This window comes from Trichocoleus sp. FACHB-591 (genome assembly GCF_014695845.1).
In the GTDB taxonomy this organism is placed as follows: domain Bacteria; phylum Cyanobacteriota; class Cyanobacteriia; order FACHB-46; family FACHB-46; genus Trichocoleus.
Genome location: NZ_JACJPA010000017.1, coordinates 77,438 through 93,086, shown reverse-complemented (window position 1 = coordinate 93,086; position 15,649 = coordinate 77,438). Strand labels below are relative to the sequence as shown.

Genomic DNA, 15,649 nt, shown 5'->3' with positions numbered 1-15,649 from the left:
ATTGTTAAGCGCTCTAAACCGTTAAACCTTTGTTGATTTTGCCAGGGGCGATCGCTGGTTTGCCCCTGCACTTTTAAGCCGACAGTCTCTGGAACACATCTGGAACACAAACATGAATGCCCAAACTGCTGCCACACCCGCATCGAATCCTAGAGTCGAAAGATTCTTTAAATTAATTGATCGCATCGCTGAGCTACGAGGGCGCAACGTCCCAACGATTGTGAATCTGACAACCTTGCGATCGCTGCCTGCGGGCACCTTTGGTCGAGCCTGGGCCGATTTTCTAGACCAGCATGGCCTATCACCACTCACCACAGGTTCTCGGCGCAAACAACTGCATGACGGCATTCATATTCTGACAAGCTACGGCAGTGACTCAATCGGGGAGGCCGAAGTGCAGGCCTTTCTGCTCGGAACCAAATTCAGCACCACCAACCTCCTGATTGGTTTAGGATTGCTGCGCCTGCTTTACCAGCAGCTTCCACAAAACCAAACTCCAAAATTTAGCCAAATGCCTTGGGAACGGCTAAAGCAAGCTTACCAGCGAGGACAACGATCGCGCCTTAAGCCTGATACTTGGCAACCAGAGCAGCTCTGGCAATTACCTTTAGCCCAAGTGCAAGCTTTATTTGGCCTTGAAGCGCAACCCTCCCCAAATTGAGGCGGGTCCGAAAAAAATTAAGTTCCGACGTTAATGCACAATGCCTAGCTAAACAATTTTGGGTTAAGGAATTCTAAGCGATCGCCTACATTTTGCCTTTCTGCATCACTTCTCCAAAAATCTAAGGGAGCGAAGTGTAGGAGAAGACAAGCTTTTGACGTATCGTTGATGGAGCAAAGTTCATTGCGATCGCTTAAGCCTTACAGCAAGGCAGCAGAAGTTAGGGGATTGAGAGTTGGTTTATGGCCTGGTCTAAGCAGTTGTCTAAGCAGCCTCAGCTTTGGTTCATTCTGGGCACCGTTGGCATTTTCTTATTGGCGATCGCGCTGCGGTTCTGGGGTCTGAGTCGCTTCAACATGCTAGTCTTCGATGAAGTTTACTTCGCCACCTTTGCCAACAACTACCTCACCCAGCGGCCTTTTTTTGATGGACACCCACCCCTGGGCAAATACCTGATTGCCATTGGGATCTGGCTTGGCAACCTTACCCCTTGGGGCGCGAATGCGGTTAAAAACTCCCTCACAGGTTCGCTGCTGTCCCCCTTTAGCTACCGTTGGCTGAATGCCCTAGTGGGTTCATTCATTCCCTTGATTGTCATGGGCATTGGTTATCAGCTTACCCGTCGTCGTAGCTATGCCCTATTTGCAGGCTTACTCTCCGCCTTGGATGGCCTATTTTTAGTTGAGTCTCGCTACGCCTTGGTCAATGTCTATCTAATCAGCTTTGGCTTGTTGGGGCAGTGGTTTTTCTTGCGATCGCTAGATCGAAGAGGCGTAAAACGCTGGTGGTGGCTGATCCTAGCAGGTATTGCCTTTGGCGCTTCCGCTGCTGTCAAGTGGAATGGCTTATGGTTTTTGTTCGGCGCTTACTTGTTGTGGTTTACCGCGTGGATCATGCGCTTGGTTGCCAAGTTTTGGGGAGCAACAGCGGACCTCACCGTCACACCCAGTGGTAAGCAATTCATCTCTCCCCTGCGCAAGCTGACTCAACTCAATCCGATCGCCGCCATCACAAGTTTGGCAGTTGTCCCAGTTCTAACTTACAGCCTGAGCTGGATTCCTCATCTCCAACTCAATCCCAGCCCCAACTTCTGGGACGTACAGAAACGAATTTTGTCGTATCACGAGCAGGTTGGCAATGGCCCCAAAGTTCACCCCTACTGCTCTGACTGGCAGAGCTGGTTTTTCATGCAGCGTCCCATTGTTTACCTCTACGAAACCGCTCAAACCACCAGCGATATCGTACCTGCCAAGCCTCCCCTCCCCCAGGCAGCCGTGAAAGTGGTTTACGACATTCACGCGATGGGCAACCCCTTACTCTGGTGGCTCTCCACGGCTGGCATTTTGTTGGTGATGTGGATGCTAGGAGCCCGTTTCTACAACTGGGTGCAGCAAGCCGACACTATCGATACCCCCTCTAACCGACCCTCCGACCAAGCGATCGCCACTCCTCCCCTCACTCGATCAACTCCTGGGTCGATAACTGGGTCAATGGACTTGTGGATTGGCGTTTACATTGTCGTCAACTATTGGGCCAACGTAATCCCTTGGATGCGAGTCAGCCGCTGCACCTTTCTCTACCACTACATGGGTGCTTCCGTCTTCTCATTACTTGCGATCGCGTGGCTCATTGATCGCTGGCTCCACAGCCGCCAGTATTGGTTCCGAGTCGCAGGTGCCACAGCCATTTTCCTGATCATCTTGGCCTTTATCTTCTGGCTACCCCTCTACCTTGGGCTCCCCCTGTCCCCCTCCGATTGGCAACTGCGCCGCTGGCTGCCTACTTGGTAAGTAACATCAATTTGTAATTTGTGGTTCGCAACTCGTAATTTGAAACCCTATTGTTACTTCAGAGAGCAGGGAAATCCATCTGCGGGGGCAAGCTTTGGTTAGTTGCTTTTCTTTAGTCTAGTTGCATCCTTTGAAGCTGGATTTAATTGATTACTGTAGTTCAGCGTTTGTAAGGAAGGCTGGCTTCACTAGCTTTGTGATTACAACTGAATTTGTAAGTTTAACTATGTCTAATTCCACTGTTCCTAATCAAGTAACTTCTAATAAAGCAACCATTTCAATCGCAGGAATTACAGAACCAACAATTCTCCAATACTTTGAAAAGCTCAACGCGGCTGATTTTGAAGCAGCAAGCCAGTTGTTTGCGGCTGAGGGTGTGATGAATGCACCGTTTGAGCCACCGCTGGTAGGACCAGAAGCGATCGCTGCTTATCTGCAAAAAGAAGCAGCAGGCATGGTGCTACAGCCTGAACAAGGAATTACTGAGGAGGTAGACAATAACTATCTTCAAGCACAAGTAGCTGGCAAAGTCCAAACGCCTTGGTTCAGTGTCAACGTCTCTTGGCTTTTTATTCTAGACGCCCAAGAAAGAATTACTTCCGTTACTGTTAAGCTCTTGGCGTCCCCTCAAGAACTGTTAAATCTTCAGCGTTAAGGCATAAACTGCTTGGTCAATCCGTTTTTGAATGAGAATTGAGTTTAGAATTTGCTTCTTCAGGCAGACTTGCTTCTAATTTGAGACAGTTGCGGCCATTCACCTGAAGTCGGTATTCCACTCGGTCCATGAGACGGTTTAGAATTAACCATCCGTAGCCACTTTCCTGCTTATCTTCCGGGGTGGGGGGCAAATAGGTGGAAAGATCAAACCCTTTGCCGTGATCCCAAATCTCTAGAGCAATGTCGCGATCTTTGAGTTCTAAGCGAATCAACACCGGTAGGTTGGGCTGATTGCGGTGGGCATGGCGCACGACGTTAGAATACGCTTCGACTAACACTAGACGGAGGCGATTTGACTGCTTTGGCCAATCCACATGGTTGCCTAGCTCAACTTCTAAGGAGCCTAGCAGCCAGTTTTCAACAATAGTTAAAAACTTCAAGTCGCTGGGTACGTGAAGCTCAGTTCTCATGGACTACAGAACCTCCAGAGAGAGAATGGTTTGGTCATCTTCCTGAATGGGGTTATGCGCTTGAATGCGCTCCAGGAGGGTATTGAGGTTTAAGGGAGTTCGCTCTTGGGTGAGAAGCTGCCAGAGGCCTGTTTGCTGCAACATCGAACTTGCACTCAGAGGAGTGCCATCACCGATCCCTTCTGCGTTAACTGTTGCCTCAGTAATACCATCACTAGTCAGCAGAAATACTTCTCCTGAATTCAGAACTACATTGCCTGCCGCCGCCTTCCAAATAGGTAGAATGCCCAGTGGGACGCCCCGAGTTTTTAAGTAAGTTGGTTCTATTGGTAACGTTTCTGAAGAACTGGCTGAAATCACGGCCTGGTGAGACCATACTAGCGGATAAACGTGACCCGCATTGGCATAGACTAGCTGACCCGTGGCGGGTGTATAACGGGCCAAAACCATTGTAATAAAACAGTTGTTACTGACTAAATCCTCTGACAAGCCGCTGTTTAAGTTCTGCATCACGATATTTGGTTCAGGCGGAGCTTCTTGAGCAAGTTCTCGCCGTAGCACGGAAATAGCACTGGCCATAAATAAAGCGGCTGGGACTCCTTTGCCAGAAACGTCTCCAACCGTCAACCAAATATCGCCTTGCGGATGAACATAGACTTCAAAGAAATCACCACCGACTTCACGTGCTGGATAACAGCAGGCTTGAATCTTGGCTCCCTCAACCTCTGGCCAGCTTTGCCGCAGCAAATTGGTTTGAATTTGGCGAGCAACTTCCAGCTCCGCACGCATTTGTTGCGTCTGCTCTTGAATGAGTTGGTAGAGCTTAGCTTGGGAAATGGCTAGAGCGGCTTGTTCTGCAACCCCTTCAATCAGTTGAATGTCTTCGGGCGGCCAGATAGAGGCTGTACTGTCTTGGTAAAGTGCCAGGACGGCAAGCAGTTCTTGCTGATAAGTCAGCGGAATAACGAGCTGCGCTAGCTCAGGGGATATCACCCCTGTAGGGGCTAGTTGAGTTTGGCGAGTTGTCAGTGCTTGATGAGTGAGTGAGTCGGCCTCAGCTTGGCTACCAGAAAGGTAGTGACTTGAACTTAAGAGTTCTGCTTGGGTGGGGGCTTGGTAGGAAAAGAATTCTGCGGTGAGGCGATCGCTCTCAACAGGCCGTAAGATACAGCAAGTAGCCTCAAAACCACTGCCAATAGTTTCCACAATCGTCTGTAGCATGCTGCGATAGTCTAACGACTCTCGAATCGCACTGGTCATGGCATTAAATAGCGATTCGCGTCTGAGGGCTCGCTGCAACTCATTTGTTCTCTGCTTCAATACTTGATAAGTTTCTGCCGCCTGCTGCACGACTGTTTTCAGCTCATCAGGCATCCAAGGTTTAGTGATGTACTTGAAAACCTTGCCTGTATTGATGGCCTCTACCAAGTCTTCAACATCGGTGTAACCCGTCAAAACAATACGAATCGTATCGGGGAAGCGCTCGACTGTTTTGCTCAGAAATTCCGTGCCGTTCATTCCAGGCATGCGTTGGTCAGAGATGATAATTGCCATCTCTCCCTCTTGATCTAGAGCTTGGAGCGCGTTGAGACCGCTGCTAGCTTTGAAAACTTCAAAATCACGCCGAAAGGTCCGATACAACAAATCTAAGTTGTCGGGTTCGTCGTCTACGACCATCAGTTTGAGCTTGCCCCCACTGCCCTGGCTCATGCGGTACTCCACTTGACAGGTTAATTGTGATGGTGGCTTGAAAGTAGTCAGAGTAACGCTATTCGACTAAGAATCAAACAAGCGGACAGAACAGAGCAGCGAGTTGCAAGCTGGTCCCGGCACCTCGGCCACACATCATCTCAAATTCAAAAGTACCCTAGATTAGGGGAACCCTAACAGATAAAACTCAAATTCTAGAGAAACGAGTATAGGTTAAAACGGGTTACGCAGCTCAAACTTGAGCCTAAAAAAGTCCCACCCACAACCGACCTAAACGAATTGCGATCGCGTCACTAAAATGGGCAGGACAAAGGATAAACTCACGCCTGGAGGAAGTTTGAGGTTAGTCGCTCCCAGACCGGAGAGTAGACAAAGTAACGGCTAGTTTAGCCAACTAGACCAGAACGGAGAGCGCGAACTGCGGCTTGAGTCCGGTCATCCGCACAGAGTTTGTTGAGAATGTTGCGGACGTGGGTTTTCACAGTGCCAACCGTGATGTAGAGTTTTTCGGCGATCGCCGCATTGCTACAACCTGCCACAATCAGCTCTAGAACTTCTAGCTCCCGCTCGGTCAAGGGGTAAGCTTCAATCATTTGGCTGTATTCGTCATCAGCAGCGTTGATCGCAACTGTGTGAATTTCGCTGGGGATGCTGCTAACGGTTTGAGACGAAGGCTGGCGGGTTTGTTGCAGCACCACACGAGCGATCGCTGGATCAATCCAGCTATTGCCTTCGTTGGTAACTCTCAGCGCTTCTAGCAGCCGATCTACATTCACGTCTTTCATGCAATAAGAGTCAGCTCCAGCCGCAAAAGCTGCTAGAACGGCGTCCTCGTTGTCATTCATGGTCAAAATCATGACCTTAGTGGTGGATGGCTCAGGGGAATCTGACTCAGCCAGCATTTGCTTAAATCGTCTGGTTAGTTCGATTCCATCCATATCGGGCAAGCCGATATCCACAATTGCTACATCGGGTTTAGCAGTTTCTAGTAACTTTAATCCTTCAGTACCGGTGGCAGCCTCACCAATAACTTTAACTGCGCCCCGTTGCTGGAGAGCGGTCCGTAGGCCCACTCGTGTCAAATCATGGTCTTCAATCAGGGCAACTTGAATTTCGTTCATAATCAGCTTTGCAATTCTTATAAATAAGAAGGTGAAAGTAGTTTTTCACACAAAAGGAACTAGCTCAAGCTTATCCGTCCGGTGTTGAAATAATCTATCTATCGATAGTAGGAACGGGCTGAACTATTCCGATAATAGATCTTGCTGTCAAAAATGTATGGTTAAGCTTCATTGTGTACTCGTTATCCCTTGAAGTTAACATCACCCGATCTATCCACCGCTTTATCCACCTTGAGTCCCTGCTCTGGCTAGCGAAGGAGTGTTTGTAGAGCATGAGGGACCTTGAGTGAAACAGCCGGAAGCGTTCAGAATTTGTTGAGGCTGAGCGATTTGTTTACAGTATTTAGTACAAGGACTGGGAATAGTCGATACTGAACCAAAGCCAGCTAAGAGCGGATTGCTGATAGCCAATCGTTATGGAAGAGATTCTCAAAATCTTAGTGGTTGACGATGATGAAGCAGACCGGATGGCGGTGCGTCGGGCACTCCAAGCTGCGGGTCTGTCGCTAGAGCTATCAGAGGTAGGTAGTTACAGTGCCGCGATCGCGCTTTTACAGCAACAATCCTTCGATGGCGTTCTCCTGGATTACCAATTACCTGACGGCAATGGCTTAACTTTAGTCCGCACCGCGCGCGAGCAAGGAGTTCAAACTGCTTTCATTGTTCTAACCAATCAGGGGGATGAGCAAGTAGCCGTTGAGCTGATGAAGGCAGGCGCTTCTGATTATCTGCCTAAAGCGAAACTGGCTCCAGAAAGTTTGTCCCGTAGCCTCCATAATGCGATTCGTCTGTGTCGTGCTGAAATTCAGGCTACGGCAGCCAACCAAAAATTGCGAGAAAGTGAAGCTCGCTTCCGCTCGTTGGTGCAAAACTCTTCTGACATCATCACCATTTTGGAGTCGGACAGCACAATTCGCTATGTCAGCCCCTCGATCGAGCGAATTTTAGGCTACCCTCCTGAAACCCTCATCGGTCAATCAGCTTTTAAGTACACTCATCCCAGCGAGGTGGCTAGGCTTCAGACCACTTTTACTCAGATTTTGGCCCAGCCTGGAATTGCGGCTCCTTTAGAATTCCGCATCCAGCATGCTCAGGGGCATTGGATTGACATAGAAGTGGTGGCGAATAACCTGCTGCAAGATGCAGGTGTGAGCGGAGTCATTCTCAATTCGCGCGATATTACTGAGCGCAAGCAGCTAGAGCAGGCGTTACGAGCAAGCGAAGGGCGATTTAGACGCTTGGCCGAAGCCAATATGATTGGGGTAATCACTGCCAGACTGACGGGCGAGATTACGGAGGCTAATGAAGCTTTCCTGGAGATGGTGGGCTACACCAGAGAGGAGTTGCAGTTAGGCCAAGTGCGTTGGGCAGCCATGACTCCCCTGGCCTACCAAGAGATGGATGCTTGGGCGATCGCGCAATTGCAAACTGCTGGAGTGTGCTCGCCCTGGGAAAAGGAGTATATCCGCAAAGATGGCAGTCGGGTTTCGGTGCTGATCGGGGCAGCTTTGTTGGAGTCGGGGCAGGAGACCGTCTGCTTTGTCTTAGACATCACCCATACTAAGCAGACCGAAACCGAGCGAGAAGACCTGCTGCAGCAACTAGAAACCGAGCGAGGCCGCTTGGAAGCAGTCCTAAGACAAATGCCAGCGGGCGTGATTATTGCGGAGGCTCCCTCTGGGAAACTAGTGCTGGGTAATGAGCAAGTTGAGCAAATTTGGCGTCATTCATTTTTGCCTGCCGAGCAAATTGCGCAATATCAAGACTACCAAGGATTTGATGCGGAGGGCCGCCCCTATCAGTCACTAGATTGGCCACTGGCTCGTTCCATTGCTCATGGTGAAGTCATCACAGACGAGGAAATTCGCATTCTACGGGGAGATCAAACCTGGGGTGTGATGCGGGTTAGTTCTAGCCCCATCCGCGATCGCGACAACAATATTGTGGCTGGAGTTGTGATCTTCTACGATGTCACCGAGCGCCAGCAGGCAGAAGCCACCTTGCGTCAGCAGTTTGAGCAATTGCAGGCGATTTATCACATTACCAATACAGTCAGTCACGCGGCTGCGCTCGAAGATATTTACGCAGCTGCTTTAGGGGGATTTCAACAAGCCCTCAAAGCCGATCGCACGGCTGTACTGATTTTAGATAGCGATCGCGTCATGCGTTTTCAGGCTTGGCGACAGCTATCGGATACTTATCGGCAAGCGACTGAAGGCCGTTCTCCTTGGCCTACCGATGCCGCAAGCCCCCAGCCGATTTGGGTGGCAAATGTGGAAACTGAGCTAACCGAAGAACCTTTACAGTCGGTGATTTTGCAAGAAGGCATTCGTGCGATCGGTTTTATGCCACTAATCGCTCAGGGGCAATTGTTGGGCAAATTCCTGCTTTGCTACGATACACCCCATCACTTTACTGAAGAGGAAATTCAACTCGCCCAAACCATTGCTAATCACGTCGCCTTTGCCAAAGAACGCAAGCGCAGAGAGGCGAAAATCCTAGAGCTAAATCGTGTCTTGCAGCGACGAGTGGATGAATTGCAGACGTTGTTTGATGTGCTGCCCATTGGCATTGGCATCGCAGACGAGCCTAGCTGTGAAAATATTCGAGTCAACCCCTACTTTGCCAAGCTGCTAGAGATGCCGTTGGATGGTACTACTTCTTTAAGTAGTCCAAATTTAAGCAACCCAACTGGTGCAAAGTCTACTCAATTCAGAGTTTTGCAGAATGGTCAAGAATTAGCAGCTCATGAGTTACCGCTGCGCTACGCTGCCGCGACAGGTAGAGAGGTTTTAGATACAGAGATTGACATTGTCCACAGTAATGGGCGAGTCATCAAGCTGTTGGAATATGATGCACCGCTGTTTGATGAGCAGGGAAATGTGCGAGGGTGTGTGGGTGCATTTCTCGACATTACAGAGCGCAAGCAAGCGGAGGAGTCACAGCGATTTTTGGCGGAAGCGAGCACGCTACTAGCGGCTTCTCTAGACTATCAAACCACCCTGGAAAATTTGGCTCAGTCACTGGTGCCGCGTTTAGCCGATTGGTGTGTAGTGGATGTGGTTGCAGAGGACCAAACTCTACGGCAAGTGGCGATCGCCCATACCAACCCTAAGAACGTTGCATGGGCGGCTGAGGTGTATCGGCGCTATCCCCCTGCCCCCAGCGCTTCTAGAGGAACAGCGAACGTCATTCGCACTGGAAAATCTGAGTTTTATCCAGAAATAGACGATGCCTTGCTGACAGCAATGGCCCAAGATGCAGAGCATCTAGCCTTGTTGCGACAGGTGGGCTTCAGCTCAGCCATGCTAGTGCCGTTGATGGCTCGCGATCGCACTTTGGGGGTCATTTCTCTCGTGAGTGCAGAATCGGGTCGGCGTTATACCCCAGCCGATCTCGCTTTAGCAGAAGATCTAGCCCGCCGAGCTGCTCTAGCTGCAGACAATGCGCGGCTGTATCGAGAAGCCCAAGAAGTTGGGGAAAACCTACGACAGGCAATTCTGATTTTGGGTGAGCAGCAACAGCAGTTGCGGACGTTGCAACGGCTAACAAATCTATTGAATCAGCGCTTAGCCGACTTGCCTGGATTGTTGCAGACAATGGTGCGCTCGGTCTGTGGAGCTATACCCGGAGCTGAGTTTGGCTTGATTGCGCTGCGTAACCCTCAACGCGATCTGCTGGAGCTAACCGCTAAAGTCGGTGTGGGCATGGAAAAGCTGCAACTCGATGGTTCTGACATTCGCAATGGATTTCTGGGTCAAGTTTTTCTGACCGGAGAATCGCTACTCCTGCAAGGTGAATCGCTGCGAGAATATGGCTCTGAGGAAATGCCTGCTTCCATTTATGCAGTAGCGATCGAGTCGGCTCAGGCAGGTCGCTTGGGTGTACTAGCGATCGGCAATTGGCAAGACCTCCAAGCCTTTGATGATGAAGATCAACGATTATTAGTGGCTTTTGGCGAGCAAGCGGCGATCGCAATCAACAATGCTCGTTTGATCAATGTTTTGGAGGAACGCGAAGAGCGCTTAGCGGTGCAGAATGACATTTTGGCTCGTCAGAACTCGGAGCTAGAACGGCAACGCCAACAAATTCAACTGCAAAATCTCCAACTCTTAGAAGCGGCTCAGCTCAAATCTCAGTTTCTAGCCACTATGTCCCATGAGCTGCGAACTCCAATGAACGCGATCATTGGCTTCTCACAATTATTGCTCCGCCAGCACCAGGAAAGACTAAGTGCCCCTCAACAAGACATGGTGGAGCGAATTCTCAATAACGGTAAGAATTTGCTGGCGCTAATTAACGATATTCTCGACCTCTCCAAAATTGAAGTGGGCCGTCTGGAACTGAAACTAGAAGAAATTAACTTGGAGCACCTAGTCAAAGCGACCACCGAAGAGTTGCGATCGCTAGCTGAGCAAAAGAATCTAGATTTGTCGGTCAGCACTGACTTGGTGAATCCTGGCATTATCAATGACAGTATGCGGTTGCGCCAAGTCTTGGTAAATTTGCTGTCTAATGCGATTAAGTTTACTGAGTCGGGCAGCGTCAAGGTGATGGCGTGGGAAGTTTCAGCCAACTGCGTGGCGATCGCGGTTCAAGACACTGGAATTGGCATTGCTCAATCAGATTTGCAACACATCTTTGAAGAGTTTCGCCAAGTAGACCAAACCACAACCCGCAAACATGGGGGCACAGGATTAGGCCTAGCGATTACAGACTGGTTGGTGCAAATGATGAATGGCTCGATTACAGTCGAAAGTGTTGTGGGGCAGGGTTCAACTTTCCGAGTAGAACTACCGCGTCAAGTCAGCTCTCACCGCTAAACTGTTTAAGCTTGGCGAGATTTTACTCGGCTATTCAAATGGAGTTGAATCGTAACGATGGTTCCTCCACCTGGGTTGCTTTCTATAGAAATTTGACCACCATGTAGATCCAGGCATCTTTTAACCATTGTTAGCCCTAGCCCAGTACCAGGAATATTTCCCACATTTTCAGCTCGCTGAAATGGTTCAAACAAGTGATTTTTGGCTTCTGCTGGAATACCAATTCCGGTATCTCTAACCTGAAAAATCACTGTCTCATCCGCACAAATCAGCTCGAAATAAATATCATTACCTTCAGGCGAATATTTAATCGCATTCGAAAGTATATTGGTCAAAATGTGTCTGAGTAATTTTTTATCTAAAAAGGTCTGAACACAGTCGCCTTGCTGATGAAGAACAATCCGATGTTTTAGACCTGCATTAAATTGCATTTCTTCCACAACGATTTGACAAAATTCTTCCAAATCTAAAGGAGCTGGGTCAAACTTCAGGCTTCCTCCCTCGACTCGACCCACGGCTAATACGTCACTAAGCAATTGATCCATTGAGCGGATCGCATTTTGAATAACGTACAAGTACTCCCGTCTGCGCTCCTCAGGTAGATCGTGTTTTTCTTGTTCGAGGAGTTGGGCGGCAGACAAGATCGAAGTCATAGGGTTTCTAAATTCGTGAGCTGCCATAGACCAAAAACGGGATTTCAGCTCACTCAGTTCTCTCTCTTTTTCCAAAGCCACTCGAATCGCTTCTTCCGAGATTCGTCTGCGTAAAGCAACTTCAATCGCGACTTGTAAATCTCTGGCATCAAATGGTTTCAGAATATAACCAAAAGGCTCAGTTGCTTTGGCTCGCTGCAAGGTGGCTTCATCGGCGTAAGCAGTGAGATAAATTACTGGAATATTAAAATCTGCTCGAATTTGTTCTGCGGCTTCAATGCCGTCTAATTCACCCTTGAGTTGAATATCCATCAACACTAAGTCGGGTCGTATTTCTGCTGCCTGCTTAATGGCTTCCTCTCCAGAGGCAACCGTTATAGGCACCACGTAACCTAGTTTTTTGAGTCTTTTCTCAATATCCCTGGCAACAATTCTTTCGTCTTCCACTACTAAAATTCTTTCATTGGCCATTTTTCTCAGTCCTTCCGATATTGCCTATTTCAGAAAACGTAATTACAAAAGCTGTGCCATTGCTTCTATCCAGCGCGATCGCCCCATCCAACTGTTCTGTGAAGACACACACCAACTCCAAACCCAAGGATTCAGTGTTGCGAAAGTCAATATCTTCCGGAAATCCCATGCCATTATCCCGAACAATTAAAGTGAATTGATTGTCATTTCCTGAGGTGATGCTGATTTGAATTTCATTGTCTGGATTTGATCCTGAAAAAGCATGCTTTAAGGCATTTGAAACTAATTCATTAATAATGAGGCCACAAGGAATTGCTGTATCAATATTTAGCCAAACTCCAATAGCATTGGTCGTCAAGGTAACAGTTGAAGCAAAAGCAACATAGGAACGAATTAAATTTTCTGTCAAATCGCGAATATATTCATCAAAGTTTATTTTTAGTAAGTTGCTGGACTGGTAAAGCTTTTCGTGAATCAGTGCCATCGAGCGAATGCGGTTTTGGCTGTCGTTAAACAATGCCAAGATCTTGTCATCTTTGACATAATCAGATTGCAGTCTCAAAACGCTAGAGATGACTTGCAAATTGTTTTTGACCCGATGGTGAATTTCCTTCAACAGCACTTCTTTTTCTTTCAAAGAAAGCTTTAGCTGTTCTTCTGCCCGTTTGCGCTCGGCTAATTCGTTTTGGACTTGGTGATAGAGTTCAGATTGCTGAATGGCGATCGCCATATGCGTGGCTAGTTGCTTGAGTAACTCAACCTCAAATTGTCGCCAGCGTCTAGGGCCTGCACAATGGTAGGCACACAACAACCCCCACAAATGCTCGCCTTGCAAGATTGGGACTACGAGGCTAGCGCGGATGTCATACAAGACCAAAATATCAATATGGCATTGAGTTAAACCCGCTCTATAGATATCTTCGGTGACTTGAGTGCGTCCTTTTTTGTAGGCTTGGGCATAATTTTGACCGAAGCAGGTATCTCGAATGTTGCTGTTGAGGGCAGGCCTCCAACCCTCTGCTACTGATTCGACGACAACAGTGCCGCTCATGTCTGGATTGAAGCGGTAGATAATCACTCGGTCCGTCTGCAAAAAGCGTCGGACTTCATTCACAGCAGTCTGAAGAATTTCGTTTAAGTTGAGAGACTCCCTGATATGGAGTGCCATCGCTGTCAGAATTTGGCTGCACTGTAGCTGCTCGAGTAACTCTGCTGGATTTTCTAAGAGTTGTGTTTCTAGGTCAGTATGCCAATTTTGAGTTCGTTGGTTTTTTTCGACTTCAAAATCCTCAATCGATCGCTGTAACTGTGCCACAGCGCTGCGCATTTCGACGAGATCTAAGCTGTAAAGGAAGCTGGTTGGGGAAATAACGCTCAATAACTCTCCAGCTTCACCAGAGACGCCCAGGCGCTGCACCCGCTGTTGTTGCATTTCCCAGTAGGCCACCAACACAGACTCTGAAGCCGGGAAGCATGGTAGCGCAGCGCTCATAACCTCTTGGGTTGGGATCCGCGATAAATCGAGTCCTAAAGCCCAAAGCTGGATGATGTGCCGTTCCAGAATGATGCCTACGGGTGTCGGCATCTCATGCGCGGGAGTGGTTGCGCTCAACACTACATAATCAACTCGATGTGCGAGCATGAGCTGGGCTAAATCCAGCAATGTAGTGGTCACAGGAGCTTGAACTGCCGGAGCAGCTGCCAGCTCTACTAGCGGCTTGGATTTCAGCAATTCATCTAGCTGTAATACATTCCGAATGCTGGCGGGTGTGACTAGCCCCACCCATTGGCCTTGCGGGTCTACGATGGGCAAATGCTGAATTTGATGTTGCCGTAGGAGCGCCAGGGCAGTAAAAACATCTTGATGCTCGGTCTGATTTAGAGCGATCGCCGGTCGCTGCATGACCTGATCAACCCTAGTCTCTGCCAAGTTTTGATTTGTAGTAATTGCCTGGATCGCCTCTCGCTCGGAAAACACGCCTAGTAGCTGTGAGCCGTCAACCACCAGAATGGCGCTAGCGCGGGCTTCACCCATTAAAACGATGTTACGTGACAGTTCTAAACTGGGTAGCACGCAGCTACTCTGGGCTTTGCTCATCATGGCAATTACCTCTGCCACTGAGGTGTCAGGAGATGCCGTTAAAGGACGCCGATCGATCGCAGTCTCTAAAGCCAGTGGAGAGGTTAACGGATCTTGTGCTTGCATAGTTGAGCAGGTGGTTGTTGCAGGCTAGCTACTAAGAGCGATCGTCGATACGACCCGTTATCTTTTAGGTTGAGTTTTTCTTACGGTACCTTGTTAGAAAAGCTTGCTCAATGACCTTTTTGGAGATAAAAAGTGGCGCAAAGAGTTAAAACTGCTCAGGCTGCATATGTCTAAGGGCAAGTCAGTCTGGCTGCCGTTCGGCCAACCGGAGTTTTGCGGAACGCGATCGCGGATTGTTCTCCAGTTCGTCTGGTTGGGGCAAGATGGGCTTTTTGGTCAGCACTTTGAGCAAGGGTGAATCGCGCAATCTGTGTTTCACTAAGCGATCTTCCAAGCTATGAAAACTAATCACGCCAATTCTGCCCTCCGGTTCTAACCAACCCGGTACAGTGTCAAGAAATGTTTCTAAAACCTTGAGTTCTTGATTCACCGCAATCCGCAACGCTTGAAATACTCTAGTTGCGGGATGAATGCGGCCATAGCGATAGGAACGGGGGACACAACGCGCGATCGCTTCTGCCAATTCTGTCGTGGTTTGGAAGGGTCGTCGCTCCACAATATTGCGGGCAATGCGGCGCGACAGCCGCTCTTCGCCATAGTTATAGAAGATATTCGCTAGTTCTACCTCATCCCCAAAATTAATCAACTCAGCGGCGGTGAGGTCTTGGCGTTGGTCCATTCGCATGTCGAGGCTGGCTTCGTGACGAAAACTGAACCCCCGATCGGGAATATCAAACTGGGCCGAACTTACGCCTAAATCAGCAATGATGCCATCGAATCGCACTTTTCCGGGGTCGTAAGTGGCGAAGTTGCGATGGTAGAACTGGACGCGATCGCCAAACTCAGCCAAATTTGCTTGCGCGGCAGCGATCGCTTGTTCGTCTTGATCTAAGGCTGTGACGCGGACATCCGGTGCGGCTTCTAGGATTAAGCGGCTGTGCCCGCCGCCACCCACGGTCACATCTAAATAATGGCCCCCCGCTCGGACTTCCAAGCCTGCAATCAGTTCTCGGCTCAGCACTGAGACATGGACAAAGGCTGGAGTGTCCGAGTTGAGCAGTTCTTGGGAGTCCGTGGTCATGCTGGG

At 49.0% G+C, this 15,649-nt stretch carries 10 protein-coding genes; 4 read left to right on the top strand and 6 right to left on the bottom strand.

Features of this window, described 5'->3' with window-relative positions:
- The first annotated feature begins 112 nt into the window (after positions 1–112).
- The 3 genes from H6F90_RS01570 to H6F90_RS01560 all read left to right on the top strand — a co-directional run bounded on the left by H6F90_RS01570 (position 113) and on the right by H6F90_RS01560 (position 3,106).
- On the top strand, positions 113–661 hold the full coding sequence (locus H6F90_RS01570; protein WP_190549620.1) for a Coq4 family protein: 549 nt from the start codon (positions 113–115) through the stop codon (positions 659–661).
- Positions 662–903: 242 nt separating this feature from the next.
- Positions 904–2,451, top strand: coding sequence for a dolichyl-phosphate-mannose--protein mannosyltransferase (locus H6F90_RS01565; protein ID WP_190549618.1), 1,548 nt, complete (start codon positions 904–906; stop codon positions 2,449–2,451).
- A 226-nt stretch (positions 2,452–2,677) separates the two neighbouring features.
- Positions 2,678–3,106 carry a ketosteroid isomerase family protein gene (locus tag H6F90_RS01560; protein ID WP_190549616.1) on the top strand — a complete coding sequence of 143 codons (429 nt, stop codon included), beginning with the start codon at positions 2,678–2,680 and terminating at the stop codon, positions 3,104–3,106.
- A 16-nt stretch (positions 3,107–3,122) separates the two neighbouring features.
- Here H6F90_RS01560 and H6F90_RS01555 read toward each other — a convergent pair whose 3' ends face one another.
- The 3 genes from H6F90_RS01555 to H6F90_RS01545 form a co-directional block, all read right to left on the bottom strand.
- On the bottom strand, positions 3,123–3,578 hold the full coding sequence (locus tag H6F90_RS01555) for an anti-sigma regulatory factor (RefSeq protein ID WP_190435784.1): 456 nt from the start codon (positions 3,576–3,578) through the stop codon (positions 3,123–3,125).
- A gap of 3 nt (positions 3,579–3,581) precedes the next feature.
- Positions 3,582–5,288: a SpoIIE family protein phosphatase gene (locus tag H6F90_RS01550; RefSeq protein WP_190549614.1), complete on the bottom strand. Its 1,707-nt coding sequence runs from the start codon at positions 5,286–5,288 to the stop codon at positions 3,582–3,584.
- 386 nt (positions 5,289–5,674) lie between these two features.
- Entirely contained in the window at positions 5,675–6,409 is a 735-nt protein-coding gene (locus tag H6F90_RS01545) for a response regulator transcription factor (protein WP_190435775.1), read from the bottom strand.
- Positions 6,410–6,825: 416 nt separating this feature from the next.
- Here H6F90_RS01545 and H6F90_RS01540 point away from each other — a divergent pair, with 416 nt between their 5' ends.
- The gene (locus H6F90_RS01540; protein ID WP_190549613.1) at positions 6,826–11,232 is read left to right on the top strand and encodes a PAS domain S-box protein; all 4,407 of its coding nucleotides are present in this window, start codon (positions 6,826–6,828) and stop codon (positions 11,230–11,232) included.
- Positions 11,233–11,237: 5 nt separating this feature from the next.
- On the opposite strand, the gene H6F90_RS01535 is transcribed toward H6F90_RS01540, so the two are convergent.
- From H6F90_RS01535 to rsmH, 3 genes are all read right to left on the bottom strand, one after another.
- The gene (locus tag H6F90_RS01535) at positions 11,238–12,356 is read right to left on the bottom strand and encodes an ATP-binding protein (RefSeq protein ID WP_190549611.1); all 1,119 of its coding nucleotides are present in this window, start codon (positions 12,354–12,356) and stop codon (positions 11,238–11,240) included.
- The gene (locus H6F90_RS01530) at positions 12,346–14,562 is read right to left on the bottom strand and encodes a histidine kinase dimerization/phosphoacceptor domain -containing protein (RefSeq protein ID WP_190549609.1); all 2,217 of its coding nucleotides are present in this window, start codon (positions 14,560–14,562) and stop codon (positions 12,346–12,348) included. Before H6F90_RS01530 ends, H6F90_RS01535 begins: the two co-directional genes overlap by 11 nt.
- Positions 14,563–14,743: 181 nt before the next feature.
- The gene (rsmH, locus tag H6F90_RS01525) at positions 14,744–15,643 is read right to left on the bottom strand and encodes a 16S rRNA (cytosine(1402)-N(4))-methyltransferase RsmH (protein ID WP_190549607.1); all 900 of its coding nucleotides are present in this window, start codon (positions 15,641–15,643) and stop codon (positions 14,744–14,746) included.
- Between the last annotated feature and the right edge of the window lie 6 nt (positions 15,644–15,649).

Bases quoted from the DNA above. Each gene is read 5' to 3' on its own strand.
- H6F90_RS01570 (WP_190549620.1), top strand. From the start codon at position 113: ATGAATGCCCAAACTGCTGCCACACCCGCATCGAATCCTAGAGTCGAA.
- H6F90_RS01565 (WP_190549618.1), top strand. From the start codon at position 904: ATGGCCTGGTCTAAGCAGTTGTCTAAGCAGCCTCAGCTTTGGTTCATT.
- H6F90_RS01560 (WP_190549616.1), top strand. From the start codon at position 2,678: ATGTCTAATTCCACTGTTCCTAATCAAGTAACTTCTAATAAAGCAACC.
- H6F90_RS01555 (WP_190435784.1), bottom strand. From the start codon at position 3,578: ATGAGAACTGAGCTTCACGTACCCAGCGACTTGAAGTTTTTAACTATT.
- H6F90_RS01550 (WP_190549614.1), bottom strand. From the start codon at position 5,288: ATGAGCCAGGGCAGTGGGGGCAAGCTCAAACTGATGGTCGTAGACGAC.
- H6F90_RS01545 (WP_190435775.1), bottom strand. From the start codon at position 6,409: ATGAACGAAATTCAAGTTGCCCTGATTGAAGACCATGATTTGACACGA.
- H6F90_RS01540 (WP_190549613.1), top strand. From the start codon at position 6,826: ATGGAAGAGATTCTCAAAATCTTAGTGGTTGACGATGATGAAGCAGAC.
- H6F90_RS01535 (WP_190549611.1), bottom strand. From the start codon at position 12,356: ATGGCCAATGAAAGAATTTTAGTAGTGGAAGACGAAAGAATTGTTGCC.
- H6F90_RS01530 (WP_190549609.1), bottom strand. From the start codon at position 14,562: ATGCAAGCACAAGATCCGTTAACCTCTCCACTGGCTTTAGAGACTGCG.
- rsmH (WP_190549607.1), bottom strand. From the start codon at position 15,643: ATGACCACGGACTCCCAAGAACTGCTCAACTCGGACACTCCAGCCTTT.